32 protein-coding genes and 1 riboswitch are annotated in these 25,247 nt (G+C 62.9%); of the genes, 13 read left to right on the top strand and 19 right to left on the bottom strand.

The window, feature by feature from the left end; all coding sequences use genetic code 11:
- Positions 1-2: 2 nt before the first annotated feature.
- Genes HGP13_RS18080 through HGP13_RS18070 form a run of 3 tightly spaced genes read right to left on the bottom strand, consistent with a single transcriptional unit; the run spans position 3 to position 2,682 of the window.
- Positions 3-854, bottom strand: coding sequence for an ABC transporter permease (locus HGP13_RS18080; protein WP_172227855.1), 852 nt, complete (start codon positions 852-854; stop codon positions 3-5).
- A complete protein-coding gene (locus HGP13_RS18075) occupies positions 841-1,665 on the bottom strand; it encodes an ABC transporter ATP-binding protein (protein WP_172227853.1) in 825 nt (274 codons plus the stop codon). Before HGP13_RS18075 ends, HGP13_RS18080 begins: the two co-directional genes overlap by 14 nt.
- A 12-nt stretch (positions 1,666-1,677) precedes the next feature.
- Positions 1,678-2,682 carry an ABC transporter substrate-binding protein gene (locus HGP13_RS18070; RefSeq protein ID WP_172227851.1) on the bottom strand — a complete coding sequence of 335 codons (1,005 nt, stop codon included), beginning with the start codon at positions 2,680-2,682 and terminating at the stop codon, positions 1,678-1,680.
- A 265-nt stretch (positions 2,683-2,947) separates the two neighbouring features.
- Here HGP13_RS18070 and HGP13_RS18065 point away from each other — a divergent pair, with 265 nt between their 5' ends.
- Positions 2,948-3,331: a RidA family protein gene (locus tag HGP13_RS18065; protein ID WP_172227849.1), complete on the top strand. Its 384-nt coding sequence runs from the start codon at positions 2,948-2,950 to the stop codon at positions 3,329-3,331.
- Between the two features lie 55 nt (positions 3,332-3,386).
- On the top strand, positions 3,387-4,190 hold the full coding sequence (locus tag HGP13_RS18060; protein WP_172227847.1) for a creatininase family protein: 804 nt from the start codon (positions 3,387-3,389) through the stop codon (positions 4,188-4,190).
- A gap of 4 nt (positions 4,191-4,194) precedes the next feature.
- On the opposite strand, the gene HGP13_RS18055 is transcribed toward HGP13_RS18060, so the two are convergent.
- The gene (locus HGP13_RS18055) at positions 4,195-4,704 is read right to left on the bottom strand and encodes a tyrosine phosphatase family protein (protein ID WP_172227845.1); all 510 of its coding nucleotides are present in this window, start codon (positions 4,702-4,704) and stop codon (positions 4,195-4,197) included.
- Positions 4,701-5,747: a threonine-phosphate decarboxylase CobD gene (gene cobD / locus HGP13_RS18050; protein WP_172227843.1), complete on the bottom strand. Its 1,047-nt coding sequence runs from the start codon at positions 5,745-5,747 to the stop codon at positions 4,701-4,703. Before cobD ends, HGP13_RS18055 begins: the two co-directional genes overlap by 4 nt.
- On the opposite strand from cobD, the gene cbiB reads away from it, so the two are divergent.
- Positions 5,746-6,720 carry an adenosylcobinamide-phosphate synthase CbiB gene (gene cbiB, locus HGP13_RS18045; RefSeq protein ID WP_172227841.1) on the top strand — a complete coding sequence of 325 codons (975 nt, stop codon included), beginning with the start codon at positions 5,746-5,748 and terminating at the stop codon, positions 6,718-6,720. The genes cobD and cbiB overlap by 2 nt on opposite strands.
- Here cbiB and cobO read toward each other — a convergent pair.
- The 4 genes from cobO to HGP13_RS18025 are packed head-to-tail and all read right to left on the bottom strand — an operon-like array spanning position 6,717 to position 8,839.
- Positions 6,717-7,331 (bottom strand): cob(I)yrinic acid a,c-diamide adenosyltransferase, encoded by a 615-nt coding sequence (gene cobO / locus HGP13_RS18040; protein ID WP_172227839.1) that lies wholly within the window; start codon positions 7,329-7,331, stop codon positions 6,717-6,719. The genes cbiB and cobO overlap by 4 nt on opposite strands.
- Before the next feature lies 1 nt (position 7,332).
- The gene (gene cobU / locus HGP13_RS18035; RefSeq protein ID WP_172227837.1) at positions 7,333-7,848 is read right to left on the bottom strand and encodes a bifunctional adenosylcobinamide kinase/adenosylcobinamide-phosphate guanylyltransferase; all 516 of its coding nucleotides are present in this window, start codon (positions 7,846-7,848) and stop codon (positions 7,333-7,335) included.
- Positions 7,841-8,644 (bottom strand): CbtA family protein, encoded by an 804-nt coding sequence (locus HGP13_RS18030; RefSeq protein ID WP_172227835.1) that lies wholly within the window; start codon positions 8,642-8,644, stop codon positions 7,841-7,843. The genes cobU and HGP13_RS18030 overlap by 8 nt, the downstream gene beginning before the upstream one ends.
- 15 nt (positions 8,645-8,659) lie before the next feature.
- On the bottom strand, positions 8,660-8,839 hold the full coding sequence (locus HGP13_RS18025) for a CbtB domain-containing protein (protein ID WP_172227833.1): 180 nt from the start codon (positions 8,837-8,839) through the stop codon (positions 8,660-8,662).
- A gap of 32 nt (positions 8,840-8,871) precedes the next feature.
- A riboswitch (cobalamin riboswitch) is annotated at positions 8,872-9,070 on the bottom strand.
- 143 nt (positions 9,071-9,213) lie between these two features.
- Between HGP13_RS18025 and HGP13_RS18020 the strand changes: the two genes are divergently transcribed.
- A complete protein-coding gene (locus HGP13_RS18020; RefSeq protein ID WP_172227831.1) occupies positions 9,214-10,404 on the top strand; it encodes an aromatic ring-hydroxylating dioxygenase subunit alpha in 1,191 nt (396 codons plus the stop codon).
- 3 nt (positions 10,405-10,407) lie between these two features.
- Here the strand turns inward: HGP13_RS18020 and HGP13_RS18015 are convergent, their stop codons facing one another.
- The gene (locus HGP13_RS18015; RefSeq protein WP_172227829.1) at positions 10,408-11,607 is read right to left on the bottom strand and encodes an MFS transporter; all 1,200 of its coding nucleotides are present in this window, start codon (positions 11,605-11,607) and stop codon (positions 10,408-10,410) included.
- Positions 11,608-11,832: 225 nt separating this feature from the next.
- Between HGP13_RS18015 and HGP13_RS18010 the strand changes: the two genes are divergently transcribed.
- Entirely contained in the window at positions 11,833-12,831 is a 999-nt protein-coding gene (locus HGP13_RS18010) for a DUF1624 domain-containing protein (RefSeq protein ID WP_172227827.1), read from the top strand.
- A complete protein-coding gene (locus HGP13_RS18005; protein ID WP_172227825.1) occupies positions 12,828-13,304 on the top strand; it encodes an isoprenylcysteine carboxylmethyltransferase family protein in 477 nt (158 codons plus the stop codon). The genes HGP13_RS18010 and HGP13_RS18005 overlap by 4 nt, the downstream gene beginning before the upstream one ends.
- Positions 13,305-13,310: 6 nt before the next feature.
- Here HGP13_RS18005 and HGP13_RS18000 read toward each other — a convergent pair whose 3' ends face one another.
- The gene (locus tag HGP13_RS18000) at positions 13,311-13,697 is read right to left on the bottom strand and encodes a MerR family DNA-binding transcriptional regulator (RefSeq protein WP_006203215.1); all 387 of its coding nucleotides are present in this window, start codon (positions 13,695-13,697) and stop codon (positions 13,311-13,313) included.
- Between the two features lie 143 nt (positions 13,698-13,840).
- Positions 13,841-15,253, bottom strand: a complete 1,413-nt coding sequence (gene mgtE, locus HGP13_RS17995) for a magnesium transporter (protein WP_172227823.1) — start codon at positions 15,251-15,253, stop codon at positions 13,841-13,843.
- A 417-nt stretch (positions 15,254-15,670) separates the two neighbouring features.
- On the opposite strand from mgtE, the gene HGP13_RS17990 reads away from it, so the two are divergent.
- The 5 genes from HGP13_RS17990 to sucD all read left to right on the top strand — a co-directional run bounded on the left by HGP13_RS17990 (position 15,671) and on the right by sucD (position 20,731).
- Positions 15,671-16,291: a response regulator transcription factor gene (locus tag HGP13_RS17990; protein ID WP_172234757.1), complete on the top strand. Its 621-nt coding sequence runs from the start codon at positions 15,671-15,673 to the stop codon at positions 16,289-16,291.
- Between the two features lie 148 nt (positions 16,292-16,439).
- A complete protein-coding gene (locus tag HGP13_RS17985; RefSeq protein WP_172227821.1) occupies positions 16,440-17,630 on the top strand; it encodes an aminotransferase class V-fold PLP-dependent enzyme in 1,191 nt (396 codons plus the stop codon).
- A gap of 11 nt (positions 17,631-17,641) precedes the next feature.
- Entirely contained in the window at positions 17,642-18,613 is a 972-nt protein-coding gene (locus HGP13_RS17980; RefSeq protein ID WP_172227819.1) for a CoA ester lyase, read from the top strand.
- Between the two features lie 20 nt (positions 18,614-18,633).
- Entirely contained in the window at positions 18,634-19,818 is a 1,185-nt protein-coding gene (locus HGP13_RS17975; RefSeq protein ID WP_172227817.1) for a malate--CoA ligase subunit beta, read from the top strand.
- A 13-nt stretch (positions 19,819-19,831) separates the two neighbouring features.
- The gene (gene sucD / locus HGP13_RS17970; RefSeq protein ID WP_172227815.1) at positions 19,832-20,731 is read left to right on the top strand and encodes a succinate--CoA ligase subunit alpha; all 900 of its coding nucleotides are present in this window, start codon (positions 19,832-19,834) and stop codon (positions 20,729-20,731) included.
- 314 nt (positions 20,732-21,045) lie between these two features.
- On the opposite strand, the gene HGP13_RS17965 is transcribed toward sucD, so the two are convergent.
- Positions 21,046-21,210: a hypothetical protein gene (locus HGP13_RS17965; protein WP_172227813.1), complete on the bottom strand. Its 165-nt coding sequence runs from the start codon at positions 21,208-21,210 to the stop codon at positions 21,046-21,048.
- Positions 21,207-21,437, bottom strand: a complete 231-nt coding sequence (locus tag HGP13_RS17960; protein WP_172227811.1) for a hypothetical protein — start codon at positions 21,435-21,437, stop codon at positions 21,207-21,209. The genes HGP13_RS17965 and HGP13_RS17960 overlap by 4 nt, the downstream gene beginning before the upstream one ends.
- Before the next feature lie 259 nt (positions 21,438-21,696).
- Between HGP13_RS17960 and HGP13_RS17955 the strand changes: the two genes are divergently transcribed.
- On the top strand, positions 21,697-21,888 hold the full coding sequence (locus tag HGP13_RS17955; protein ID WP_172227809.1) for a hypothetical protein: 192 nt from the start codon (positions 21,697-21,699) through the stop codon (positions 21,886-21,888).
- A 637-nt stretch (positions 21,889-22,525) separates the two neighbouring features.
- Complete coding sequence (locus HGP13_RS37940; RefSeq protein ID WP_246707417.1) at positions 22,526-22,819, top strand: hypothetical protein; 294 nt, start codon at positions 22,526-22,528, stop codon at positions 22,817-22,819.
- Here HGP13_RS37940 and HGP13_RS17945 read toward each other — a convergent pair.
- The 5 genes from HGP13_RS17945 to HGP13_RS17925 all read right to left on the bottom strand — a co-directional run bounded on the left by HGP13_RS17945 (position 22,804) and on the right by HGP13_RS17925 (position 25,232).
- A complete protein-coding gene (locus tag HGP13_RS17945) occupies positions 22,804-23,475 on the bottom strand; it encodes a hypothetical protein (protein ID WP_172227805.1) in 672 nt (223 codons plus the stop codon). The two genes, HGP13_RS37940 and HGP13_RS17945, sit on opposite strands and share 16 nt — an antisense overlap.
- Positions 23,476-23,776: 301 nt before the next feature.
- Positions 23,777-24,112 (bottom strand): hypothetical protein, encoded by a 336-nt coding sequence (locus HGP13_RS17940; RefSeq protein WP_172227803.1) that lies wholly within the window; start codon positions 24,110-24,112, stop codon positions 23,777-23,779.
- A complete protein-coding gene (locus HGP13_RS17935; RefSeq protein ID WP_172227801.1) occupies positions 24,096-24,560 on the bottom strand; it encodes a hypothetical protein in 465 nt (154 codons plus the stop codon). Before HGP13_RS17935 ends, HGP13_RS17940 begins: the two co-directional genes overlap by 17 nt.
- Complete coding sequence (locus HGP13_RS17930) at positions 24,557-24,730, bottom strand: hypothetical protein (protein WP_172227799.1); 174 nt, start codon at positions 24,728-24,730, stop codon at positions 24,557-24,559. The genes HGP13_RS17935 and HGP13_RS17930 overlap by 4 nt, the downstream gene beginning before the upstream one ends.
- A gap of 19 nt (positions 24,731-24,749) precedes the next feature.
- Positions 24,750-25,232, bottom strand: coding sequence for a hypothetical protein (locus HGP13_RS17925; protein WP_172227797.1), 483 nt, complete (start codon positions 25,230-25,232; stop codon positions 24,750-24,752).
- Positions 25,233-25,247: the final 15 nt, after the last annotated feature.

The raw sequence follows: 25,247 nt of genomic DNA, 5'->3' as shown, positions 1-25,247 counted from the left end.
CACTACCGCTCCTGCTTCAGTGCGCTCTCGTGCCAGCGCCGCAAAATGAGATGCGAGATCAGCGACAGCACGAGGAAGATCAGGATGCCGGTCAGCGAGATCAGGAACAGCGCCGCGAACAGCCTTGGCGCGTTGAGCCGATAGCCGGCCTCGATGATGCGGGAGGCGAGCCCCGACGACTGGCCGGTGGTGCCGGCGACGAACTCCGCCACGACGGCGCCGATCAGCGACAGGCCGCCGGCGATCTTCAACCCGCCGAGGAAATACGGCATCGCCGCCGGCAGTCGGAGATAGCGCAGCTGCTGCCAGCGCGTCGCGCCATTGAGCTTGAACAGGTCGCGCAGATTGCGGTCGACGGAGTTGAGACCAAGCGTGGTGTTGGACAGGATCGGAAAGAAGGCGACGATCCAGGCGCACAGCAGAAGCTTGGTCGTCTGGTTGTTCACATAGATGTTGATCAGCGGAAAGATCGCCACGATCGGCGTCACCTGCAGCACGATGGCGAACGGGAAGAACGACATCTCGACCCATTTCGATTGCGTGAACAGCACCGACAGACCGACGCCGCCGATGACAGCCAAAGCCAGGCTGAGGAAGGTGATGCGCAAGGTGACCAGCAGCGAGGAGAACAGCAGGCCGGCGTCGTTGAAGAGTGTCTGCAACACCAAGCCGGGGCGCGGCAGGATGTATTGCGGGATCTCGTTCCAGACACAGATGCGGTCCCACAGGCAGATCGCCAGGATCATGATCGCCAGCGGCAGAACCCAGCGGCCGATCCGTTCAAACTGTTCCTGGCGCACGCGCCGCGCTTCCTCGGGATCGAGTTGGAGCACCTGCTCGTCAATGGCCGTCATGATGCGCGCCTGCTGTTGAATTGATGGCAGTGACCAACACGTCCGAGGCCTGCCGGCACAGGGCCGCATAGTCCGGCGAGGTGCGAAACACCTCATCGCGCGGATAGGACGCCTCGATGGCGAGTTCGTCGAAGACCCGGCCCGGTCGCGCCGCCATGACGACGACGCGGTTGGAAAGGAACACGCTTTCAAAGACGCTGTGGGTGACGAAGACAACGGTGAAGCGCTCGTCCTGCCAAAGCTCCAGCAGATCATTGTTGAGCTTGAAGCGGGTGATCTCGTCCAGTGCCGCGAACGGCTCGTCCATCAACAGCACGCGCGGCTTGGTGACCATGGCGCGCGCGATCGACACGCGCATCTTCATGCCACCCGACAGTTCGCGCGGCACGGCGTCCTCGAAACCGGTCAGGTGCACCCGCGCCAGCATCTGCGTGATCGCTGGCGCCGCCTTGGCGCGGGAAATGCCTTTCAGCCTGAGCGGCAGCCAGACATTGTCGAAGACGCTGGCCCAGGGCAGCAGCGTCGGCTCCTGGAAGACGAAGCCGATATTGGCACGGTCGAGCGAACCGCCGCCGCGCCAGTCGAGCACGCCGGAGGTCGGCGTCGACAGGCCGGCGATCAGCCGCAGTGCGGTCGACTTGCCGCAGCCGGACGGCCCGAGCAGGCTGAGGAAATCGCCTTCCCGGATGGTCAGGTCGACATCACTCAGCGCCGTCACGCCGTTGGAAAACACCTTGCCGACGCCGCGCAGCGCGAGCAAGGTCGGAGCGACGTCCGATGCCGGCGCTCGCGCCACCTTTTCCCCTATCATGCCCAGGCTGGCCTATTTCTTCAGGTCGAGCCCGACGCCCTTGTTGACGAAGGCCAACGTGTAGCCCTTGGTGATGTCGATGCCTTCAGGTGTGACCTTGGCCTTGACCATCTTGTCGTAGAAACTCTTGATGCGCGCATCGGTCATGGCGCCGATGCCGAGCTTCTCGGTGTCACCGGAATCGGCAAGGCCGAACTTCTTCATCTGCTCGATCGAGAAGGCGATCTGGTCGTCGCTCATGTCAGGATTGTCTTTCTTGATCATGTCGTTGGCGGCCTTGTTGTCGCCGTAGAGGTATTTGTACCAGCCCTTGGCCGAGCCATCGACGAAGCACTGGACGACCTCCGGCTTCTTGTCGATCGTGTCCTGCATCACCTCGATCGTTGTCGAATAGGTATCCCAGCCATAGTCGGCGAGCAGGAACTGGTTCGGCACGAAGCCGCCTTCCTTCTTGACCGCGAACGGCTCGGAGGTGACGTAGCCCTGCTGGATCGACTTCTTGTTGGCGATGAAAGGAGCGGTGTTGTAGGTGTAAGGCGCGCGCTTGGCGGCGTCGAAGCCGAGCGCCGTGACCATCCACTGGAAGAATGTCTGCACGCCTTCGTCACCCAGAATATACTGGTCGGCGTTCTTGAGATCCTCCCACTTGTCCAGCCCTTCGCCGGGATGGGACATGATGACCTGCGGGTCCTTCTGGAAGTCTGCGGCCACCACGCGCATCGGAATGCCTTGCTGGACGGCATCGAAGGCCGACAGCAGATTGCCGCCCATGTAGAAGTCGATCTTGCCGGCCAAAAGCATCGGCCGCCCGCTGACCTGCGGGCCGCCCTGCATGATGGTGACGTCGAGGCCGCAGGCGGCATAGGTACCGTCCGCCACGGCCTGGTAGTAGCCGCCATGTTCCGGCTCGGCCAACCAGTTGGTGCCGAAGGTGACTTTTTCATTCGCCGCGGCACCCAGCGTGCTGGCTGCCAGCAAGGCCACCACCGCGACCGAGATCTTCTGTTTTGCGTACATCGACAACCACCCTCTGTTTGCTCCGGCGCCACGCGCCAGGCTCGACACCAAAGATTCAAGAAGCAAGACACATGCCACCGGCGTCTCGCGCCGGGACCCGCCCGCCTGCACCACAGCCATCTGCGAAAGCCGGAAAGGTCGTGCTGCACCGGAGGCATCGTGCCTATTTTTTGAACGCCTGTCCACAATCGCACGGGCAACATGCACCGCCATCTTGAAGCTGTAACGCATCCCGCCTTAGGCTGGCGATATCCAGGAGATTGCCATGTTCAGATTCCTCGCCCCGAAGTCGATCAAGCCGCCTTTTGCCCGCTACAGCCACGGCGTCGAGGTGCCGCCGGGCAAGCGGCTGGTGATGTGCTCCGGCCAGGTGGCGATCACGGCGGACGACCAGATTCCCGAGGACGCCGGCGCGCAGGCCGAGCTCTGCTTCCGCAACATCGAGGCGATCCTCGCAGAAGCGGGACTGGGGCTCGGGGATGTCGTTCGCATCAACGCCTATGTCACCGACCGAGCGCATCTGCGCCCCTATATGGATGTCCGCGACCGGCTGTTTTCGAGCCCGGCGCCGGCCTCGACGCTGATGATCGTCAGCGGTTTTGCCCGACCCGAATTCAAGGTCGAGGTCGAGGCCATCGCGGCCGGGTGATCGACAGGCTGCCAGCGCCGCGCTAGGTCTCCCCTAACCATTCAAGAGGCATGACATGACCGTAGCGAAAAGACGCGCCTGGTGGGGCGACTACCGGACCACCGAATATGCCTCGATCGATCCGGAGGCGACGATCGCCGTTCTGCCGGTGGCGGCGATCGAGCAGCACGGACCACATCTGCCGGTCTCGACCGACACCTCGATCATGAACGGCATGCTCGACACCGTGATCGCCCGTCTGCCCGACGATCTCGACATTCGCATCCTGCCGGTCCAGGCGGTCGGCAAGTCGAACGAGCATCTGCACGCGCCGGGCACCCTCACTTTGCCGGCAACGACGCTGGTCGACGCCTGGACCGAGCTTGGCCTGTCGATCGCGCACGCCGGCGTGCGCAAGCTCGTCGTCGTCAACTCGCACGGCGGCAATGAAGAGATCATGGGCATCATCACGCGTGAATTGCGCGTGCGCGAAAAGATGCTGGCGGTAAAGACCAGCTGGCAGCGCTTTGGCCGCCCGGCCGGCATGTACACCGAGCTCGAGGACCGTCACGGCATCCATGGCGGCGATGTCGAGACGTCCTTGATGCTGCATTTCCGCCCGGATCTGGTTGACATGGGCAAGGCCGACAATTTCGTTTCCAATGTCGCCAAGGCCGAGAAGGAATTCGCGCTGCTGCGCCACACCGGCACCCACGCCTTCGCCTGGATCGCCAGCGATCTCAACCCGAACGGCGTGGTCGGCGACGCCAGCATCGCGACTGCGGAAAAAGGTAGGCTGACGGCAGAGCATCAAGCCGACGGCTTCATCAGCCTGCTCAGGGATGTGCGCAAGGCGAAGCTCGCCGAGTGGCTGAAGTAGCCGCCTAACTATCGATCCTCAGCGCGAACGGAGTGCCTTCGAATGCATCGGCACCGCGCCCGATCGACTGAATCGCCTCGATCATGCGGCCATTGCGCTCAAGCAGAGCGTCGGCCACCGCGATCAGGCGCGGATTGGGTGTCGCCGAAGGCGACAGCGCCCGCAATGTCTGCGCCAGTTCGGCCTCGTCACGTTTTGGCGAGAGTGCGGCGGCGATGATATAGGCCGAGGCGGTCGAGCGGCTGATGCCGGCATAGCAATGCACCACCATCGGCTTTGCTCGATCCCAGCGGCGCGCGAAATCGAGCAGATTACGGACATGCTCCTCGCCCGGCATGGTCATGCCGTCCTGCGCCACCGCGATGTCGTGCATGACCAGATGCAAATGGTTTTCCCTCGAAATCGAGGCCGGGCGAACCACCTCCGTTCCGGCGGAGAGCAGCGACAGCACCCGGTCGGCACCCGTCCTTGCCACCGTTTCCTCGATCTTCGCCAGCGAGCAGACATGGATCATTTTCTTGAACCCTTTGATCGATCCTCGCGCCGCGCCGCCCATTCGGCAAGGGCGGATTCGAGCCGCTGCCATTCCTCCTGACTCCCCGGCAGACCGGCGCGCAGGACATGCGGCCGGTCGGAGAAATGCCGAAGCAGGGCGCCGCGTTCGCCAAGTGCCGAAAACAGGCCGGCTGCATCCGGCAGGCTGAGATAACGGAACAATGTGGTGCCGCCCGCGACGGACACGCCGAAACGGGCGAACAGTTCGTCGAGCCGCGCGGCTGCCTCGGCAAGCGATGCCCGCATCGCGTCCTGCCAGCCGATATCGGCAAGCGCGCGGATTCCATACTCGAGCGCCGGACCGGCGACGGCCCATGGGCCGAGTTGCGTCTCCAGCTGTTGGACTGTCGAGGCATCGGACAGCGCGAAGCCAAGCCGCAGGCCGGCCAGGCCGAAGAACTTGCCGAACGAGCGCAGCACGACGATGCCGCCCTGGTCGACATCACCGGCGAGGCTGTGCTGGCGCGGGCCGACATCCATGAAGGCCTCGTCGATGACCAGCAGCCCGCCTTTTGCGCGCAGCCCGGCGGCCAGCGCCAGCAGCCGGTCGCGCTCGATGACGCGGCCATCGGGATTGTTCGGATTGACGATGATAGCAACGTCGGCACCTGCCAGCGCCGCAAAATCGCCGATTTCGCCCACCTGATGCCCGGCAATCGCCGCTGCGCGGGCATGTTCGGCATAGGTCGGCCCCAGCACCAATGCCTTGCCGGGCCTGACCAGCGAGGCCACGCGCGGCAGCAGGATCTGCGTGCCGGGCGCCGCGACGACATTGGCTGGCGACGGCGCGCCATAGGTGCTTGCCGCGATTTCGGTCAGCTCGCGCCCGCGCCCGGCTTCCGGCAATCGCGACAGCGAGGTGGCGGGCAGGTCGAAAAGCGGATAGGAGTGCGGGTTGATACCAGTCGAGAGGTCGACGAAAGGCAGCACGGCGTTGGGGAAAAGCACCCTCGCCCGGCCAAGACTTCCACCATGGTCCACCGCTCCATCAAGAAGCTTCATGTCAGTCCTGATCGCTTTCCTGTCATTGGCCGTCGAATTCGCCCTCGGTTACCCGGACTGGCTGTTCCGCGCCATCGGCCATCCGGTGACGTGGTTCGGCAGGCTGATATCCTTTCTCGATCGCAGGCTCAACCGCGCCACTGATCCCGACGCCCTGCGTCACCAACGCGGTGTCCAGGCGCTGCTGATCATCGTGCTCGTGCCGGCGGTGATCGGCCTTTGCTTGCAGCTTGTCCTGCTTTGGTTCGTTCCGTTCGGCCTATTCATCGCCGCCCTTCTGGGGACATCGCTTCTGTCGCAGAAGAGCCTCTACGACCATGTCGAGGCCGTTGCCGACGCGCTGGACTCGGGCGGCCTCGCCATGGGCCGTGTCGCCGTCTCGCGAATCGTCGGCCGCGATCCCGAAGCGCTCGACCGCGCCGCCGTCTGCCGCGCGGCGATCGAAAGCCTGGCCGAGAATTTTTCCGACGGCATCGTCGCCCCCGCCTTCTGGACCGGCGTCGGCGGATTGGCCGGAGGCGCTGCCTACAAGGCCGCCAACACCGCCGATTCGATGATCGGCCACCGTACCCCGCGTCACGAAGCCTTCGGCTGGGCAGCCGCACGCTTCGACGACTGGATCAACCTGCCGGCGTCGAGGCTGACGGCGCTGCTGATCGTGCTGGCGGCTTTTCTGGTCAAGGATGCAGATCCCCGCAGCGCCCGGCAAGCGGTGTGGCGCGACGCGAAAAAGCACCGCTCACCCAATGCCGGCTGGCCGGAAGCCGCCATGGCCGGCGCGCTTGGCCTGGCGCTCGCCGGGCCACGCAGCTATGGCGGCATCGTGGTCGACGACGTCTTCATGGGCGAAGGCGGCCGACGCGACGTCGACAGCGGCGACATCAGGCGGGCGCTGAAACTCTACCGCGTCGCCGATTATCTGCTGATCGCGCTATTCGCTGTTGTTTCGGTGATCGCGGTTCTGGTGTTCTAGAACTCGATCCCCTGCTGTGCTTTCACGCCTGCCGAAAAATGGTGTTTGGTCACGCCCATCTCGGTGACCAGATCCGCGGCCTCGACCAGGGCCGGCTTGGCATTGCGGCCGGTGACGACAACATGCAGGCCTTCGCGCCGCGCTTTCAGCGCAGCGACCACTTCTTCGAGGTCAAGATAATCGTAGCGCAACGCGATGTTGAGCTCGTCGAGCACGACAAGACTGATCGACGGATCGGCGATCAACTCCAGCGCCTTGGCCCAGGCAGCTTGCGCCGCGGCGATGTCGCGCCTCAGATCCTGTGTCTCCCAGGTAAAACCCTCGCCCATCGCGTGCCAGACGACACGATCACCGAAGGCGGCAAACGCATCCTTCTCGCCAGTGTGCCATTTGCCCTTGATGAACTGGACGACACCGACGCGCTTGCCATAGCCGAGCATCCGCAGCGCCAGGCCGAAGGCGGCCGTCGTCTTGCCCTTGCCCGGGCCGGTGTTGACGATGAGCAGACCCTTCTCGACCGTCTTGCTCGCCACCTCGGCGTCCTGCACCGCCTTGCGCTTGGCCATCTTGGCGCGATGGCGCTCTTCGTCCTTATTGTCGATGTCGGTCATCTCATTTCACCTTGAGCGGCAGCCCCGCCACCATCAGCAGCACCGTATCGGCGATCGCCGCGACTTGCTGGTTGAGACGCCCGGCGTCATCGCGAAAACGGCGCGCCAGGGCATTGTCCGGCACGATACCTTGCCCGACTTCGTTTGAAACCACGAACCAAGGCCCGCGCGGCCACGACAGCACATCCGCCAACCGCCGGCATTCCAGCTCAAGTTCGTGATCGGCCAGCATGTGATTGGTCAGCCACAGCGTCAGGCAGTCGACCAGCACCGGCTGGTTGTCTGGCAGGGCCTCAATCGCGCCGGCAAGGTCGAGCGGCGCGTCGATGGTCGTCCAGCCCTCGCCGCGCCGCGAGCGGTGCAGCGCGATGCGCTCGCGCATCTCGTCGTCATAGGCTTGCGCGGTGGCAATATAAATCCATGGTGACGGCAACTCCGTCGCCAGGGTTTCGGCGTGCCCGCTCTTTCCGGAGCGCGCACCGCCGATGATGAAGGTCAGCTTGCCGCGATCAGGCAAAGCTGTCGCGCAGGCTGGTCGCGGTGCCGGTGAAGCGTCCGCGCACCACGCCGACGACGGCGCCAAGCACCAGCCAGAACACCAGATTGGTCACCGTCACCGCCACCACGAACTGGTGATGCAGACCTTCGGGAATTGCTGTCTCGTAACTGCCGGGCTGCGGCGCGCCGACAATATGCGGCGCGACGATCAAGGCCACGGCCAGGATCGCCAGCGGCAGCGACTTGCGGAACGCGATCAGGCCGAGCCCGGCTGCGGTCGCCGCCACCGTTGCCCACCACCAGATCTGGCGCTGCGTCAGATCGGCCGCAGGCATGGCCGGCAGTTCCGGCGGCAGACCGAGACCAGGCGCCAGCGTGAACACGGCAAAGCCGGCCAGGCCCCAGAACACGCCCTGGCGCCAGGTGCCGATGCCACCAGCGAATTCCGAAACAGCGACCAGGATCAGCGCAAAGCCGATGCCGGTGACGATATTGGCAAGCACGCTGAAGGCGAAACGCTCGAAACCGTCCGCCGGCGTCCAACCCTCGTCTTCCGCCGGAGCAGTCGCTTCGGCCAGGGCCGGCGCCGCAGTGCTCATGGCATTCCCCGCCGGGGCGGCCGTGCTCATGGCAGTGGTATCCGTTGCGGCCGGTGCCGCGGCATGGTCGTGCTTGTGGCCACCGCCGGCCTGTTCGTAGACTTCCGCCTTCAGGATCAGCGGCACGGTGGCATAGGCCTGCATGCAGGCGAGGACGACGCCAGCCACGAGCCCTGCGATCGCCGCGATGAACACGACGTTGCGAAACAGGTTCATGATGTTAGATCCTCGTCAGTGGCAGGGGAACGCCATCGAATGGCGATAGTCGTGAGCCGCATTGTGGATCGCATCGATATGCGAGAAGCCGACAAAGCCCATCACGAAAATGCCGAGAAACGCAGCAAGAGCGAGCTGCATGAAGCGCGACTGCGAGGAGACGGAGGCACCGAGGGAGACGGAAGCGGTAGTCATATCTTGTCCTTTCACCCTCCACCCGAGGGCCTGTCAGTTTTGCCGTCGTCGGCAGGTCTCCTGGCTCGCGGATCAGCGCCCTTCTCCACCTTCCCGAAGACGAATCTTCAGTGGCATATGGAGAGGACTACCGCACACAGTTGCGGGGGCAGCCACGGCATTGGGCAACAAACGAGCCCGCACCGCATTCCCTCTTGGCTCCAAAACGGAACCGACGACCATGTGACTATAGGGAAAATCACGACACGCGGCAAACCAAATTCCGCCGGCAATCAGCGCGATTGCGCCATGCCGACAAGTCAGGTGGTCCTGGGCACGACAATTGACAATTGCACCGGCCGGGTGTCGGCTGGCGTCCTCACAGGAAGCCAGCCATGCAGCCCATTGCGAGCGAGCGCGATCCCTATAACGGCCTGACCCAGGCCGAACCCACGCTGCCCTCATCGGCCTATTGGGATGCGGCGGCCTATCAGCGTGACCTTGATGCCATCTGGTACAAAAACTGGCTGCTTGTCTGCCGCGAGACCGATCTGGCCCAGCCGCTGGCCTTCCGCCGATTCCGCATCGGCACGCAGGATATCATCGTGCTGCGCGACGACACCGGCGAGCTGCGCGCCTTCCACAACACCTGCCGCCATCGCGGCTCGCAGCTGTGCCAGGAGAGCGAGGGCCGGCTGAAGGCGCGGCTGATCACATGCCCCTACCATGCCTGGTCCTATTCGCTGCGCGGTGACCTCGTGCGCGTGCCGTCGAAATCGCTGCCGGACGGCTTCGACAAGGCCGACCACCCGCTTTATCGCGTCGCGCTGTCGGTGTGGCGCGGCTTCGTGTTCATCAATCTGCACGAGGACGCGTTACTGGAGAACGCGGGCGGCTCGGCGCAGGCATCCTTCGATCCCGCCTCCGGCAATCTCGGCAACTGGCCGCTGGAAACGCTGGTCTCAGGCCATGTGCTGCGCAAGGTGATGAACTGCAACTGGAAGATTTTTTGGGAAAACTTCAACGAGTGCCTGCACTGCCCGGGCGTCCACAAGGACCTGTCGCGGCTGGTGCCGATCTATGGCCGCGGCCTGATGAGCCGGCATGACGATCCCGAATGGACGCGCCATGCCGACAATGACGCGCCGGAGTTTTCCGGTGGCCTGCGCGCCGGCGCCGAAACCTGGTCGCGCGATGGCCGGACGCACGGGCCGGTCTTCTCGGGGTTGACGCCAGCCGAACGCGCCGCCGGCCAGACCTATGCCACCAGCCTGCCCTCGATGTTCATCGTCGGTCATGTCGATTATGTCAGGACCGTGCGCCTGTTGCCGCTCGGCCCCGAGCAGACGGAGCTTGTCGCCGAATGGCTGTTCGCGCCCGAGGCGCTGGCCGCGACAGACATCGACAACATCGTCGCCTTCGGCACACAGGTGCTGGAAGAGGATGCGGCGATCTGCGAGGTCAACCAGAGGGGCCTGCGCTCGATGCGCCACCAATCTGGCGTGCTGATGCCCGAGGAATATGACCTGCACCGCTTCCACAATTGGGTGCGCGAGCGCCACGCGGCGCTTTGGTCAATGCCCTGATCGTCAGAGAGACTTCGGCAGGTAACGCCACGTCACGAAGCCGCAAACCGCCGCCAGCAGGCTGAGCGTGATGAACACCGAGCCCAGTCCGAAAAAGATCAGCACTACGGAATAAACCAGCGGCGGCGTCAGCTCGGAAAAATCGAGATAGGTGCGGTAGACCGCCGCCATCTGCGCCCGCTCATAGGAGCGCACCGAGCGCATGAAGGCGGTCGAGCCCAGCGCGTCGAGCGCAATGGTGAAGAACGCGCCACCGAGCAGAAAGGCGCCGGTCAGCAACGGCGCTGTCGCTCCCACCGTGCCCGCCGCCAGCAGCATCGCCGACATGGCGAAATAGGCAAAGGTCATGGTCTTGCGGCCGCCAAAGCGCTTTCCGGCCTTGCCCCAGAAGATCGCCATGAACAGCAGCGCATTGCCGGCCGAGACCAGCAGGCCGCCGGCCAGCTTCCCCTCGCCGGTGATGACCATGAACAGCGGTCCATAGACGAAGAACGTCGACCAGAAGCAGGACCGGCCAAAGGCGATCAGCCAGGCGAGCCTCAATCTGGGCTGGGCGACGAAGCGGCCGATATTGGCGAGCGGATTGGCCGGCCGGGTCTTGCCCGGCCGGATCGACTGGTTGTCGCCCAGCCGATAGGTCCAGAACAGCGCCAGCAGGGCCAGCGCGAACACCGCCACCGCGCCATGCGCGGCATAGATGCCGAAGCGCGTGTAGAGGAAGATGCCGAGCGTCGGCCCGCCGGTCCAGGCAAACATCGACCACGCCATGCGCAGCGATTCAGCCTGCATGAAGTCGGTCTTGCGGATGTGGTCCATGATGTAGAGGTTGAGCGTGATGGAGAGCGCGCTGGCGCCCATGACGCGGCACAGCATGCCCGCCAGTTGCCCCGCAAGCGTGTGGGTGACGAAGAACAGCGAACCGATAGCAAGCAGGCAGGCGCCCGCAGTGTAGACCCAGCGCCGGGCGAAGCGGCGGATCAGCATCGGCATGAACAAGGTCACCGACAGGCCGAGCATCGCCACGATGGTGTAGAGGATCGAGACGATCTGCTCGTTGTGGAGGATTTCGTAGGCCTGGATCGGGATGACGCTCGACACCGTGGCGCGGGCGAAGGATTCGACCGCATAGAGCGAGGCGAAGGTGCGCGCATCCGCGGCCTTGAGGGCCGGGAGCCAGATCGGGTGGCGCACATGGGTGGACATTGCTTCCCCAAAGCAGAATCACCTGCCAAATCTGCCGCGCTCGGTTCCGGGTAATTAAGAGGAAACCGACGCATAACCGGCAAAAAGCGAAACCGGTCAAAGGCTTTCCTGTGCTGGCCTAAAGCGTTGCTCGACCCCGGTGCCTGCATAGCCGTGCTCCCGGCCTTCTTCTGTCCCGTCCAACCGTGATAGTCCTCAGGCGGGGCTGAATCAGATCGCGAGACCATGAGTATCCAAACGTCGACCGCACCCGTTCCGGAGCCATCCAGGCGCATAGTCGTCATCGACATCGTGCGCGGCATCGCGCTGCTGGCGATGGCGAGCTACCATTTCACCTGGGATCTGGAGTTCTTCGGCTACACCGACCCCGGCCTTACCGCCTTCGGCTGGTGGAAGATCTACGCGCGCTGCATCGCCTCGACCTTCCTGTTCCTGGTCGGCGTGAGCCTCTACCTGGCGCACGGCCAGCAGATCCGCTGGAACGGTTTTTGGAAGCGCTTCGCCATGGTCGCTGGCGCGGCGATCGCCATTTCGGTGGTCACCCGCATCGCGACGCCGGATGGATTCATTTTCTTCGGCATCCTGCACGAGATCGCGCTCGCCAGCCTGCTCGGACTCGCCTTCCTGCGGCTGCCGGCCCTGCTGACGCTTGTCGTTGCCGCGCTTGTCATCGCCGCCCCCGTCTACCTGCGCTTCGAGGCCCTGGATCACGCCTGGCTGTGGTGGATCGGCCTGTCGGCGATCAATCCGCGCTCCAACGACTATGTACCGCTGTTTCCATGGTTCGGCGCGGTGCTGATCGGCATCGGGGTGGCGAAACTCGCTTCCGCGTCCGGTACACGAGCGCGGCTGGCAAGCCTGGTGCCCGGCCGCTGGGCCAATCCGCTGCTCTTCATCGGCCGCCACAGCCTCGCTTTCTACCTGATCCACCAGCCGCTGCTGATCGGCTGCGTCTGGCTGTTTTCGCAGATGATGCCGGCCCAGGTCGAAACCCCGCAGGTGAACTTCCTGAAAACCTGCCAACGCTCGTGCGAGCAGATTCGCAACGCAACCTTCTGCACCAGCTATTGCGGTTGCATGCTGACGACGATCGAGGGCGAGGCCACGCTTGATCGGCTCGAGAATAACGACCAGAGTCCCGAATTCCGGGCGCATCTGGGCGATCTGGCCGCCAGTTGCACGGCCCAGACCGAAGACAAGATGAACGAGGGAGGAACGCAATGACCGAAACCCAACCGAAGCCGGGACTGATACCGTGGCCGCCGGTGATCTACACCGCGGCGATCGCCATCAGCGTCATCCTCGGCATGCTCTATCCCCTGCCCTGGATCGGCGACCTTCTGGGCGACATCCTGTTCGCCGCCGGCTGGGTGGCGCTGTTCGGTGTCGCCGCACTCTGGTTCACCGCCATCCGCACCATGATGCGGGCCAAGACGACGTTCAACCCCAACGCGGTACCCGACCACCTCGTCACCACAGGCCCCTTCGGCATCACCCGCAACCCGATGTATCTGGCCAACACGCTGCTGCTGATCGGCGTCGCCTTTGTCTCGGGGATCGTCTGGTTCCTGCCGCTGGCCTTCATCGCCGCCTTCGCCACGCAGAAGGTCGCGATCGAGGGCGAGGAAAAGATCCTGGCGGCGAAATTCGGCAAGAAATACCGCGACTACGCCAAAAGGGTTCGGCGCTGGATTTGAGTGGCGTTACGTATTGACGCCAAGCTCCACCAAGCGCTCGACGCAGGATTCCTCTGCCTGGTCTAGCTCTGCCAGCGTCTCCTCAAGGTCGCGGCGCTTTTGCCTCAGATCTTCGCGCTTTTCCTCGATGCGCTTGATCATCAGCTTGAGTTGACCGACCTCGCCCGGAGGCTCCTTGTACATCTGGATGATTTCGCGGATCTCGTTGATCGAGAAGCCAAGCCTTTTGCCGCGCATGATCTGCCGGATGAGATGGCGGTCGGACGGGCGAAACAGCCGCGTGCGGCCACGCCGCACCGGTTGCACCAGTCCCTCATCCTCATAGAAACGCAGCGTCCGCGTCGACACGTCGAATTCGCGGGTCAGCTCAGTGATCGAATAATATTCCCGCATTGTCACTCCCGCCCGCCGGAATCCCTGGCGATGGCCATGCGGCGTCGCCTTCTGTCCCGAACCAAACCCTTGCCACGCCGGAATCGATGCAGCACCCCGCGCGAGCCTCGCACGGCATTTACGTAAAAGTCAATTGAGGCCACTCATGCGGCGCCGAACCACCATGTGGCGAGACCAAGAAAGGCAAAGAAGCCGACGACATCGGTGACCGTGGTAACGAACACCGCCGAAGCCACCGCCGGATCGATCTTGAACCGGTCGAGCAGCAGCGGGATCAGGATACCGGCAAGAGCGGCGACGAACATGTTGATGATCATCGCCGCCGCGATGATGCCGCCGAGATTGGGATCGCGAAACCAGGCCGCTGCGACGATGCCGATCAGGATGGCGAAGATAATGCCGTTGATGAAGCCGACGCCCATTTCGCGGCGGATGATGCGGCCGGCATTGTAGATGTCGAGATCCCTGGTCGCCAGCGCCCGCACGGTGACGGTCATGGTCTGCGAGCCGGCATTGCCGCCCATGCCGGCGACGATCGGCATCAGCACGGCAAGCGCCACGATATGCTCGATCGTGCGGTCGAACAGGCTGATCACCGACGCCGCCAGGAATGCCGTCAACAGATTGATCAGCAGCCAGGGAACGCGCGAGCGCGAGGTCGAAAAAATGCTGTCGGAAAGCTCTTCGTCGCCGACGCCGCCCATGCGCAGCAGATCTTCCTCGGCCTCCTGCTGGATGACGTCGACGACATCGTCGATGGTCAGCACGCCGACCAGCCGCTCGTTCTCGTCAACGACGGCGGCCGAAAGCAGATCGTACTGCTCAAACTCCCGCGCGGCCTCTTCCTGATCCATCGTCGCCGGAATGGCGTGCCGCGTCTCATGCATGACCTCCCCGACCTTGACCGTGCGCTTGGTGCGCAGGATCTGGTCGAGGTCGATGGCGCCGAGCAGCTTGAAGGTCGGGTCGATGACGAAGATCTGGCTGAAGCGCTCAGGCAAATTCTTGTCCTCGCGCATATAGTCGATGGTCTGGCCGATGGTCCAGAACGGCGGCACCGCGACGAACTCCGTCTGCATGCGCCGCCCGGCGGTCTCTTCGGGATAGTCGAGCGAGCGGCGCAGCCTGATCCGCTCGGTGAACGGCAGTTGCGACAGGATCTCGTCCTGGTCTTCCTTTTCGAGGTCCTCGAGAATGTAGACAGCGTCGTCGGAATCGAGTGCCTGCACCGCCTGCGCGATCTGCGCATTGGGCATGTGATCGACGATCTCCATGCGGATCGCCTCGTCGACCTCGGTCAGCGCGGAAAAGTCGAAATCGGCGCCCAGCAGCTCGACCAGGGTCCGCCGCTGCTCAGGATGCAGCGCCTCGATCAGGTCGCCGAGTTCCGACTGGTGCAGATGGTCGACTTCATGCTTGAGGGCCAACGTATCGCGGTCGGCGAGCGCTGCTCCGATCTGGGCAAGGAAGGACGAAAGGACCGCGCCGTCCTCGCCATAGATGTCGGCATGGGCGTCGTCAGCCGCCCTGGCGGAGGTCGTCTGCTCGTGCTCCACCAGCGCCTCCCGCCATCCCGGAAAAATTGTGTCTCAGGTCTAGAGCATCGGACCTCAAAGCGGAAATCGGTTTCGCGGAAATCCGATGCATCTCGCGTGCAGACGCGATTCGATTTGAGAACTTATCGCTCTAAGACCCGGAATATCAAACGAAACGCTTATTCCACGCCAAGCGGCGGGCGTATCCCGGATGCCTGACCTGGCAATGCCAATCCCATCAAAAACCAGCGAACCCCAGCTTCATACGGCGCGACAGCCGATGTCGCTGGGGAAAGAGCACCCCAGCGCGATTGGGGCAGAATTATCATGATACCGGTCCAGGCCTGAAGCCTGGGCCCCTGAGTTGCGGCACCTAGGACAAAACGGCCCTTGAACAGCAAGCCCGGGAAAACGAGCAAGGCAATCGGCGACCGGCGCATGCGCATTGTCGTCGCCGAGCGCAATCCATTCGTCATATCGGCACTTCGCGAAATGCTCGAATGCGACGGCCGTTTCGAATTGCTGAGCACGGTGCAGAGCGGCAAGCAATTCCTGGATCTGGCTGACAAGGGCGGGTTCGATGTTGCAATCATCGGCTGGAAGCTCGCCGACATGGACGGCGCTGATGTGCTGGCCGAAGTCCAGAGCCGCAAGCTCGATGTGCGCATCACCGTCTTTTCCAACGACCATGACATCGGCATCCTGAAGCAATGCGTGCGGCTCGGCACCCAGGGCTACTGTTTCCAGTTCGATGACCCGACTATTATCTTCGACACGATCCTGGCCGTCGCGCACGGCCGCATCTGCATCCCCTACATCGACATCAATAAGGTCAACGACACGCCGCTGGCGCAGCTCACGGTGCGTGAGCGCGAGCTGCTGGCGGTGCTTTCCGACGGCTGGACCAATTTGCAGATCGCGACGCGGACCGGCATTTCCGAGAACACGGTGAAGTACCACCTCAAGAATCTCTACGACAAGCTCGACGTCCGCAACCGGGCGATGGCCGTCGCGCTCTATTCGCGAGAGCGGCGTACCCAGAAGCAGCCTTTCGGGTAGGCCAAGCTTATACTCGCCGGGTAGGCCTGCCGGGTAGTCCGAACCCACCCGCGCGCGGCGAGATCTTACCCGCCAAGGTGTTGTTGGCTTTAGCCGTCGAAACGAAACTCCCCACCACCGCTTTGCTGGATCAGGAGGAGTTCGCATCATGGCCGGTTTCACCCATCTTTTCATTCCCGGGCCGACCAACATCCCCGAACAGGTCCGGCAGGCGATGAACCTGCCGATGGAGGACATGCGCGCCGCGTCCTTCCCCGATCTCACTCTGCCGCTGTTCGAGGACATCAAACGCGTCTTCAAGAACGAGACTGGCCGCATCTTCATCTACCCGTCGTCGGGGACCGGCGCCTGGGAAGCGGCGATGACCAATGTGCTCAGCCCCGGTGACCGTGTGCTGATGTCGCGCTTCGGCCAGTTCTCGCATCTGTGGGTCGATATGGCCGAGCGCCTCGGCTTCGAGGTCGATGTCATCGATTGCGAATGGGGAACCGGCGTGCCGCTTGAGCTCTATGCCGAGCGGCTCAAGGCCGACAAGACGCACCGCATCAAGGCCGTCTTCTGCACGCAGAACGAGACCGCGACCGGTGTGACCAGCGACGTCGCCGGCTGCCGCGCCGCGCTCGACGATGCAAACCACCCTGCCCTGCTCTTCGTCGACGGCGTGTCGTCGATCGGCTCGATCGACTTCCGACAGGAAGAATGGGGCGTCGACTGCGCCGTCAGCGGCTCGCAAAAGGGCTTCATGTTGCCTGCCGGCCTCGGCTTCCTGTCGGTCAGCAAGAAGGCGCTTGTCGCTTCGCGAACCGCCACCCACCGACGCTGCTTCTTCTCTTTCGAGGACATGATCCGCGCCAACGATGCCGGCTATTTCCCCTACACGCCGGCGACGCAGCTGCTGCGCGGCCTGCGCGCCTCGCTTGACCTGATCGCCGACGAAGGGTTGGAGAACATCTTTGCCCGCCATCATCGCCTAGCCGAAGGCGTGCGCAAAGCGGCCGACGCCTGGGGCCTGAAACTCTGTGCCAAGACGCCGAAATGGCACTCCGACACGGTCAGCGCCATCCTGGTGCCGGAAGGCATCGACAGCGGCGACATCGTCAAGCGCGCCTACGGCACCTACCAGACCTCGCTCGGCGGCGGCCTCAACAAGGTGTTCGGCAAGGTCTTCCGCATCGGCCATCTCGGCTGGCTGAACGAGGTGATGGTGCTTTCCTCGCTGTCGGCTGCCGAAATGGCCCTGCTCGATTGCGGCGTGCGGCTGGCTCCGGGCTCCGGCGTCGGCGCCGCCATCCAGCATTTCCGCGCCTCGACCGCCGTGCCGGTCGCCGAAGCCGCCTGAGGGAGCCGACAATGAGCCACACCATCAACCATCTCAGGAAATTGCGGCTGCAGCGCAGCGAGCTCGCTGTTCCCGGCTCCAGCCCGGAGATGATCGACAAGGCGGCCAACAGCGCCGCCGACTTCGTCTTCCTCGACATCGAGGACGCGGTCGCGCCGCCCGACAAGGAACGTGCCCGCAAGAACATCATTCAGGCGCTCAACGACATCGACTGGCGCGCCAAGGGCAAGACCGTCTCGGTACGCATCAACGGCCTCGACACCCACTACATGTACCGTGACGTGGTCGACGTCATGGAACAAGCCGGCGACCGGCTGGACACCATACTGGTGCCGAAAGTCGGCGTGCCGGCCGATCTCTACATGGTCGAGGCCATGGTCAACCAGATCGAGATGGCCAAGGGTTTCAAGACCCGTGTCGGCCTCGAAGCGCTGATCGAGACCGCGCTCGGCATGGCCAATGTCGAGGCCATTGCCGCGACGCCCGGCCGGCTGGAGGCCATGCATTTCGGCGTCGCCGACTATGCCGCAAGCTGCAAGGCGCGCACCGTCAACATTGGCGGCCTCAACCCAGATTATCCCGGCGATCAGTGGCACTTCGCGCTGTCGCGGATGACCGTCGCCTGCCGCGCCTACGGTTTGCGCGCCGTTGACGGGCCGTTCGGCGATTTCTCCGATCCGGAGGGCTACATCGCCGGCGCCAGGCGCGCCGCCGCCCTCGGCATCGAAGGCAAATGGGCGATCCACCCTTCGCAGATCGCGCTCGCCAACGACGTCTTCTCGCCGCCGGAGAAGGAGGTCACCCGCGCCAGGCGCATCCTTGAAGTGCTGAAGGAGGCCGAGGCGCAAGGCAAGGGAGCGGCGGCGCTCGACGGCAAGATGATCGACGCGGCGTCGGAGCGCATGGCGAGGAATGTGTTGGTGGTCAACGAGGCCATCGAACGCGCCGGCCAACTTGGCCAGCCGCGCGTAGCAGCGCATTGACTGTTCAGGGAGGATAAAAAATGGACATCCACGAATATCAGGCCAAGGAACTGCTCGCCCGGCATGGCGTGCATGTGCCGCGCGGCGGACTCGCCTATAGCCCCGAGCAGGCGACCTACCGTGCCAGGGAGATCGGCGGCGGCAAATGGGTGCTGAAGGCGCAGGTTCATTCCGGCGCCCGCGGCAAGGCCGGCGGCATAAAACTGTGCGCCAATGACGAGGAAATCTCGAGCGCCGCCGAAGCCATGCTTGGCCGCAAGCTGGTGACCCAGCAGACCGGACCACGCGGCAAGCTGATCTCCAGGCTTTATCTCGAGGAAGCCGTCGACATCGCCCAGGAGCTTTATGTCGGCTTCGTGCTCGACCGCAAGGAAGAGCGCGTCATGATCGTGGCGTCGGCCGCCGGCGGCATGGAGATCGAGGACATCGTCGAGAAGGCGCCCGATTCCATCCTGCGCACATCGGTCGATCCCGGCGTCGGCATGCAACGCTTCCAGGCGCGCGAGATCGCCTTCGGGCTCGGCCTCGACCACAATCTGATCGGCAAGGCGACCGAGACCATCTTCAGCTGCTATCAGGTGTTCGGCGACTATGATGCGTCGATGCTGGAGATCAACCCGCTGGTGGTGACTCGCGACGGCAATTTGATCGCGCTCGATGCCAAAATGTCGTTCGACGAGAACGCCCTGTTTCGCCGGCCGGAAATCTCCGAATTGCGCGACAAGAGCCAGGAAGACCCGCGCGAAACCTTCGCCAGCGACCGCGGCCTCTCCTATGTCGGCCTCGACGGCAATATCGGCTGCATCATCAATGGCGCAGGGCTCGCCATGGCGACGATGGACATGATCAAGATCGCCGGCGGCGAGCCGGCCAACTTCCTCGACATTGGCGGCGGCGCCTCGCCCGAGCGGGTGGCGAAATCCTTCCGCGCCGTGCTCGGCGACAAGAATGTCGAGACCATCCTGGTCAACATCTTCGCCGGTATCAACCGCTGCGATTGGGTCGCCGAAGGTGTCATCAAGGCAATCCGCGAGGTCGGCGTCAACGTGCCGCTGGTGGTCCGGCTCTCCGGCACCAGGGCCGAGGAAGGCCGCCGCATCCTGGCCGATTCCGGCGAGGCGGTGATCGTCGCCGACACGCTGGCCGAAGCCGCCGAAAAAGCCGTCGCCGCCTGGCGCGCGGTCGCCAAGAAAAAAGCAGCCTGAGGGAGGTCGAAAAATGGCAATCCTGCTAAACCGCAGCACCCGCGTCATCGTCCAGGGTTTCACCGGCAAGATCGGCAGCTTCCACGCCGAGGACATGAAACGCTACGGCACCAAGCTGGTCGGCGGCGTCACCCCCGGCAAGGGCGGCCAGACGCATCTCGGCCTGCCCGTCTTCAACACGGTCAAGGGCGCGGTGCGCGAGACCCGCGCCGAGGCCAGCATCGTCTTCGTGCCGCCGCCCTTCGCCGCCGATTCGATCATGGAGGCCGCGGATGCGGGCATAAAACTCTGCGTCTGCATCACCGACGGCATCCCGTCGCAGGATATGATGCAGGTCAAGCGCTACATGCGCCGCTACCGCTTCGAGGACCGCATGCGGCTCCTTGGACCGAACTGCGCCGGCATCATCACGCCCGGACAGGCGCTGATGGGCATCATGCCGGGCAGCATCTACCTGCCCGGCCGCATCGGCATCGTCGGCCGCTCCGGCACGCTCGGTTACGAGGCCGCTTCGCAGATGAAGTCACTCGGCATCGGCGTGTCGACCAGCGTCGGCATCGGCGGCGATCCGATCAACGGCTCGTCCTTCAAGGATATTCTGAAGCTGTTCGAACAGGATGACGACACCGACGCCGTGGTGATGATCGGCGAGATCGGCGGACCGCAGGAAGCCGAAGCCGCGATCTGGGCCCGCGACAACATGCGCAAGCCCCTGATCGCCTACATCGCCGGCCTCTCCGCCCCGAAAGGCCGCCGCATGGGCCACGCCGGCGCCATCATCTCGGCCTTCGGCGAGTCGGCGCAGGAGAAGGTCGAAATCCTGAAAGAGGCCGGCGTCATCATCGTGCCGACGCCGTCGTCCTTCGGCGAGGTGGTGGCCGATACGCTGTCGAGGATGAAGAAGGCGGCGTGATCCATCCAGGTGATTTCTGAAACGGCGGCGCTGCCGGCATGACGCGCCGTCGCTTTTGTTTTGATGCGGCAAGTCTGGTGACTCGACTCGGCTTGCCAGCAGTCAGCACAAGCAAAACAGGATTTCCGCGGCTAGTCTCGGCCCAACGGCGAGCGCTTAGAGTTCGCTCGGCTGTATCAACAGCAATTTGCCAGGGAAATGGTGCGGTCGAGATGCACCCGCACCTGTGTGTGCTTTTGATATTGTTGCCAAATTCCCGCCATAGGCCATTTTTGTGGCACAATAGGTGGCGCAATAGGTGACACGGAAGAAAGTCAACGCTTCTGCCGGCCAATAGTCTCGATTTCCGCCCTCACCCCGTCCTGTTCGATAGCGGCCTTCGCCGCATCGGCCTGATCTTTGTCCTTGGTCGACATCACTGTTTTCCAGACCTTCGCCTTATCGTCGAAGGCCTTGACCACATAGGTTGCGCCCGTCATCGCCCGTCCCTCACGGCCTGCGCAGTACCGTATTTGCCGTTTGGCGTGGTGTCGGGAGAGTAGATCAGGCCGACCTGCTTGCCGCCGCACTTGGCGCATTTCAGTTTGGGGATGAGATCGTCCGCCATGGCAGGCGCATCGGGGCCAAGCTTGTCCTTGATCTTTTCAAGGTCGAGCGCATCGCCATGGTGGCAACGGCGATTATGTCGTTGACAAACCCGGCTCATAAAGTGGCCGGCGCAGAGATGTGCCTGAGAAATCCCCTGCGCCGGCCACTCTGCGGCACTTGGGGGCGCCGCGCGCCAAAATTAGCGAACGATAATAGGATGGCAATTCGCCTTCTGCCCTTGGTAAAAACCGTACAGTGGAATCCCGTTGAACCCTTGATCAAACGGATTATGAATCGCTATCGTCGCTGACTGGCAGTTGTGGGCGTCGGCGCTTGAGAGTTCGCAAAACTCCCGCCCATCCTCGGGAGCTACGATCATGGACCAGGACCATGGAAACCGACACATTTCGGCCTTCGATTTCGACATTGTGCGCAACGCCTTCAGGAAGTCGGTAATCGAGCTAAACATGGCTGAAGAGCATTGGGCGAAACATGCCCGGCTGCTCTTGAAGGATTTCACCGACTGCGAGCCTGACGAAACCATTATCAATCGGATCATCGGGCGGTAGACCGCCAACGCCACAAGGCGCATAGTCCGCTCATGAAGCGGCCCTTACCACTGCCGGAAAACGATAATCACACGCCAGAAGAACTCCTAGTGGCGGTGACACTGGCGGTATACAGGGCCGTAACCGACATGGACGCGCCCATTGAATTGCTGGCGCATGCTTTGACCGTAAAGCCGCCTGTAGGCGCTACCCAGCCGCAGGGGGGGCTTATGGCTTCTGCCAGTCGCGGTAATCCTCTTGCCTCATTTCCGCAAGGCGCTGGGTCAACACTTGCCGTGCAACCTCGTTTTCGCCTTTCCCAAGCACCGTATGGCGTGAGAGCCATGCCAAGTACTTCATGGTTTGAGACGATACCGTGAATCGGACTTCGCCGCTCTTGTCCTGATCTACTTCGTCTGACATCGCCCTACGCCACACAATGGCAGATTTCGTCAAATTCCGACTGATCTAGCCAAATACCGTCAAAATCCGACGAGTTCCACCTTGCAGTGTAGGAGCGACTCATACACGTTGGCAACGATGATTCGGCGTGACTCTCAAGGGGTCAAGGTGCAGGATCAGAAAACTGATCTGGCCGCCCCCTCACGGAAAGCGGCCAGACCCAGTTTCAAGACGCTGCTGCTTAGCGGCGGACAAAGTGGCCAAGCGAAGTCCATATATTCTCGCTAGCGCACGGGAAATAGAAACACCGCAAACCGTGCTGCTTTACGGCATTGGCCTCGATTTCAACTTTATGCCATTTGCGATCCTGGGAAAGTACAACCCATCGCCTTGGCCCGATGACTGCCATCCAATCGTCATCCTGCATGTCGACCGGAAAGCCTTCGTCCTGATGCCACCTTATCTTGGCCGGCGGTCGAATCGTTCGCAATGCACCCGGCAATCGGATGCCAAACGTTCTATCGAAATAGAACGTCAGTTCACCCACTGATTAGGACGGTCCGGATCAACCGCCACTCCTTCGAACCGCAAGGCAGACATGACAAGGTGCGGCTCAAGAGTGAAGTCTTCGGCGATGTCTTTCAGACCCTCACCACTACCCCACCGCTCTCGCAAAACCCATGTGGGCACCCCGCTAACTTGAGGCGCCCCAAACGCTACGCGAGGATCAATCGATACCGGCTCGTCAACGCCCGCGACCCGCCAGCGCACGACCACACCTTTGTCGTCCGGCGCGTATTCAAACTCCCGAAGAAGTTGCTGGAGGATTTCCTTCCAAGCGTATTGCCCAGCCTCACTGACGATGATCAAGCGGTTCTTAACGGTCGGATCGAGATCTTCGGAATTGAGGACCAATTGCTTGCCATCGGTCTTGAAGCGGTACTCTGCGAATGGCTGCTGCGAGCCAAATTCGGCCGCCAAATAGTCCCTAGCGTCTCGAATTGATTTGAGCGGAACGCCAGCCTTCCGCATAGCGGCGACGACGCCCAATTCAATGACCTGCATGTAGGAAAGCAGTTCGTTTGGGTCACGGCCAGATATGACGCTTGGCGCGTTCCCGCGCAGCCTTTGCCAATTCCCTACTGTCTGCGCTGATGTTCCGGCATAGCGAGCCGCGTCCTTCACGCGATAGGCGGGGACGTTCAAACGGTGCTTCCAAAGATCACTATGCACGGTCATACGTATCTACCCATGTGCGACCTAAAGATAGCATAGAGCTTATGGATTTCAATCCCATAGATCGAAAAAGGTTAGTTGAATCAATGTGTTATCCTTAACATCTTGATCCCGCTTAGCCTTTTCTTGTCGTCGAGCATATGGAAGCCAGTTAAGACGTTGCGTTGTGAGGCCTGCGGTAGGTAAGCCGCTTGCCAGCGGCACCCTTCAAGGCGATGAAAAGCCCGCCGCACCTCTTCGGGCACGGCGGGCTTTTTTGGGCGACAGGAATTCAGCGGCGGCGCGGCGGATGGCGCCTTGGCGTTTGTTCTTCCTGCTCCTCGCGGCGCTCCTGGGCATCGAGGCGGTCGAGCAGCGACCGGTGCATTTCTTCCATTTCGTCCGAGCGCTTGTCAGCCAGCGCTTCCAGCGCCTTGGCGCAACGGTCGAGCACGGCGATCACGCGCTCGCCTTGTTCCTTGTCGCCGAAGCCGAAGCCGACGCCGGCGACCACGGCATCCAGCCCGCGCGGTCTCTCCCGCAGTGTCCGCAGATAATTGCCGACAGCCCCGACAACGACGACCGCCCCAACGGCCGCAGTTCCAAGCAACTCAGGCGTCAGTTCCATTCCCAGCCACCCGCTTATGGTTAGCGTCTGATCTGCCCGCTTCGCCAAAGGCGCGGATGACATTGTAGCAATCGAGAAGGAACAGCACCGGATAGACAGCCAAGCCGACCCCGTAAGAGCCGCCCTGGAGGATGCCGATGGTGATCTCAAACCAGAACAGCGCGCTGATGAAGGCCGATAGCCCGCGCGCATGCGGAGAGCGCCGCCAGGCACCGTTGACGGCAAGGACAACCAGCCGGCCACCGCCAACGACCAGGCACAGCGCCGCCCATGTTGACTGCGGCATGATGTTGGCAAGCGCCGTATAGGTGGGAGGGCCGCTTTGGAACAGGTCAGGGCTGGCGTGCAGGATCACCGACCAGCCGAACAGCATGGTTGCCAGCGCCCATTCCGAGGCTCTCGCCGGGAAGGTGTCGCGCAGCGAACGCGAGATGTGGGCGAAGATCATTTGGTCAGCGCCTTGATGGTCTTGATGGCGGCGTGCTTGCCGCGCTTGCAGTCACCTGAAATCGCGCGATCAGCAGCCCAAAGACCAAGCATCTCGTCATAGGGGATGAAACGGTGCGGAACGTCGACAACGGTCGGGCACTCCTGCATCACGCTCGGATCAACATGCACGGCTGGCTTCGGAAGCAGACTATCTACCGATGGCATCGAGCCGTGTTGACACCCCTGCAGAGATGCCAGCAGGGCGGCAAACAGCAGGCTTCGTCGGATCGGGCGGAACATTGTCTTCATCCTTATGGGCGCGCTGCAGTTCGGCGATACGGCCGGCGTCGCTATGCTGCCTGTCGATGTACTCTTGTGCCGCGGCATCGATGTCCTGCTGCCGTGTCTTGGTGTCGGCAGCCTGGGCGATTGCGGCCAGGCGAAGGCGTTCCTGCCAGAGCGCCGCCTCGGCTTTTTGGCCTGCCGCGTATTCCCGATCGACACGGCCGTCGACCAGCGAGGCCAGCACCGGCCCGGCATAAGGGATGTAGCGCAGCGGCCCGATCGGCACGCCCTCATAGAAGAAGACGATGCCGCCGGCGACGACCAGCGGCAGGCCGACGCGGGACGTGCTGAACGACCAGATGGGGCCTAGGACGGCCAGCACGGGCGCAAGGAACGCCAGGATCATGCCCACAACCCGTAG

This window comes from Mesorhizobium sp. NZP2077 (assembly GCF_013170805.1).
In the GTDB taxonomy this organism is placed as follows: domain Bacteria; phylum Pseudomonadota; class Alphaproteobacteria; order Rhizobiales; family Rhizobiaceae; genus Mesorhizobium.
This window is presented reverse-complemented; position numbering and strand designations above follow the sequence as displayed.

What these genes read in the sequence shown, in the direction of transcription:
- HGP13_RS18080 (WP_172227855.1), bottom strand. Translation starts at nt 854, where the DNA reads ATGACGGCCATTGACGAGCAGGTGCTCCAACTCGATCCCGAGGAAGCG.
- HGP13_RS18075 (WP_172227853.1), bottom strand. Translation starts at nt 1,665, where the DNA reads ATGATAGGGGAAAAGGTGGCGCGAGCGCCGGCATCGGACGTCGCTCCG.
- HGP13_RS18070 (WP_172227851.1), bottom strand. Translation starts at nt 2,682, where the DNA reads ATGTACGCAAAACAGAAGATCTCGGTCGCGGTGGTGGCCTTGCTGGCA.
- HGP13_RS18065 (WP_172227849.1), top strand. Translation starts at nt 2,948, where the DNA reads ATGTTCAGATTCCTCGCCCCGAAGTCGATCAAGCCGCCTTTTGCCCGC.
- HGP13_RS18060 (WP_172227847.1), top strand. Translation starts at nt 3,387, where the DNA reads ATGACCGTAGCGAAAAGACGCGCCTGGTGGGGCGACTACCGGACCACC.
- HGP13_RS18055 (WP_172227845.1), bottom strand. Translation starts at nt 4,704, where the DNA reads ATGATCCATGTCTGCTCGCTGGCGAAGATCGAGGAAACGGTGGCAAGG.
- cbiB (WP_172227841.1), top strand. Translation starts at nt 5,746, where the DNA reads ATGTCAGTCCTGATCGCTTTCCTGTCATTGGCCGTCGAATTCGCCCTC.
- cobD (WP_172227843.1), bottom strand. Translation starts at nt 5,747, where the DNA reads ATGAAGCTTCTTGATGGAGCGGTGGACCATGGTGGAAGTCTTGGCCGG.
- cobO (WP_172227839.1), bottom strand. Translation starts at nt 7,331, where the DNA reads ATGACCGACATCGACAATAAGGACGAAGAGCGCCATCGCGCCAAGATG.
- HGP13_RS18030 (WP_172227835.1), bottom strand. Translation starts at nt 8,644, where the DNA reads ATGAACCTGTTTCGCAACGTCGTGTTCATCGCGGCGATCGCAGGGCTC.
- HGP13_RS18025 (WP_172227833.1), bottom strand. Translation starts at nt 8,839, where the DNA reads ATGACTACCGCTTCCGTCTCCCTCGGTGCCTCCGTCTCCTCGCAGTCG.
- HGP13_RS18020 (WP_172227831.1), top strand. Translation starts at nt 9,214, where the DNA reads ATGCAGCCCATTGCGAGCGAGCGCGATCCCTATAACGGCCTGACCCAG.
- HGP13_RS18015 (WP_172227829.1), bottom strand. Translation starts at nt 11,607, where the DNA reads ATGTCCACCCATGTGCGCCACCCGATCTGGCTCCCGGCCCTCAAGGCC.
- HGP13_RS18010 (WP_172227827.1), top strand. Translation starts at nt 11,833, where the DNA reads ATGAGTATCCAAACGTCGACCGCACCCGTTCCGGAGCCATCCAGGCGC.
- HGP13_RS18005 (WP_172227825.1), top strand. Translation starts at nt 12,828, where the DNA reads ATGACCGAAACCCAACCGAAGCCGGGACTGATACCGTGGCCGCCGGTG.
- HGP13_RS18000 (WP_006203215.1), bottom strand. Translation starts at nt 13,697, where the DNA reads ATGCGGGAATATTATTCGATCACTGAGCTGACCCGCGAATTCGACGTG.
- HGP13_RS17990 (WP_172234757.1), top strand. Translation starts at nt 15,671, where the DNA reads ATGCGCATTGTCGTCGCCGAGCGCAATCCATTCGTCATATCGGCACTT.
- HGP13_RS17985 (WP_172227821.1), top strand. Translation starts at nt 16,440, where the DNA reads ATGGCCGGTTTCACCCATCTTTTCATTCCCGGGCCGACCAACATCCCC.
- HGP13_RS17980 (WP_172227819.1), top strand. Translation starts at nt 17,642, where the DNA reads ATGAGCCACACCATCAACCATCTCAGGAAATTGCGGCTGCAGCGCAGC.
- HGP13_RS17975 (WP_172227817.1), top strand. Translation starts at nt 18,634, where the DNA reads ATGGACATCCACGAATATCAGGCCAAGGAACTGCTCGCCCGGCATGGC.
- sucD (WP_172227815.1), top strand. Translation starts at nt 19,832, where the DNA reads ATGGCAATCCTGCTAAACCGCAGCACCCGCGTCATCGTCCAGGGTTTC.
- HGP13_RS17965 (WP_172227813.1), bottom strand. Translation starts at nt 21,210, where the DNA reads ATGACGGGCGCAACCTATGTGGTCAAGGCCTTCGACGATAAGGCGAAG.
- HGP13_RS17960 (WP_172227811.1), bottom strand. Translation starts at nt 21,437, where the DNA reads ATGAGCCGGGTTTGTCAACGACATAATCGCCGTTGCCACCATGGCGAT.
- HGP13_RS17955 (WP_172227809.1), top strand. Translation starts at nt 21,697, where the DNA reads ATGGACCAGGACCATGGAAACCGACACATTTCGGCCTTCGATTTCGAC.
- HGP13_RS17940 (WP_172227803.1), bottom strand. Translation starts at nt 24,112, where the DNA reads ATGGAACTGACGCCTGAGTTGCTTGGAACTGCGGCCGTTGGGGCGGTC.
- HGP13_RS17935 (WP_172227801.1), bottom strand. Translation starts at nt 24,560, where the DNA reads ATGATCTTCGCCCACATCTCGCGTTCGCTGCGCGACACCTTCCCGGCG.
- HGP13_RS17925 (WP_172227797.1), bottom strand. Translation starts at nt 25,232, where the DNA reads ATGATCCTGGCGTTCCTTGCGCCCGTGCTGGCCGTCCTAGGCCCCATC.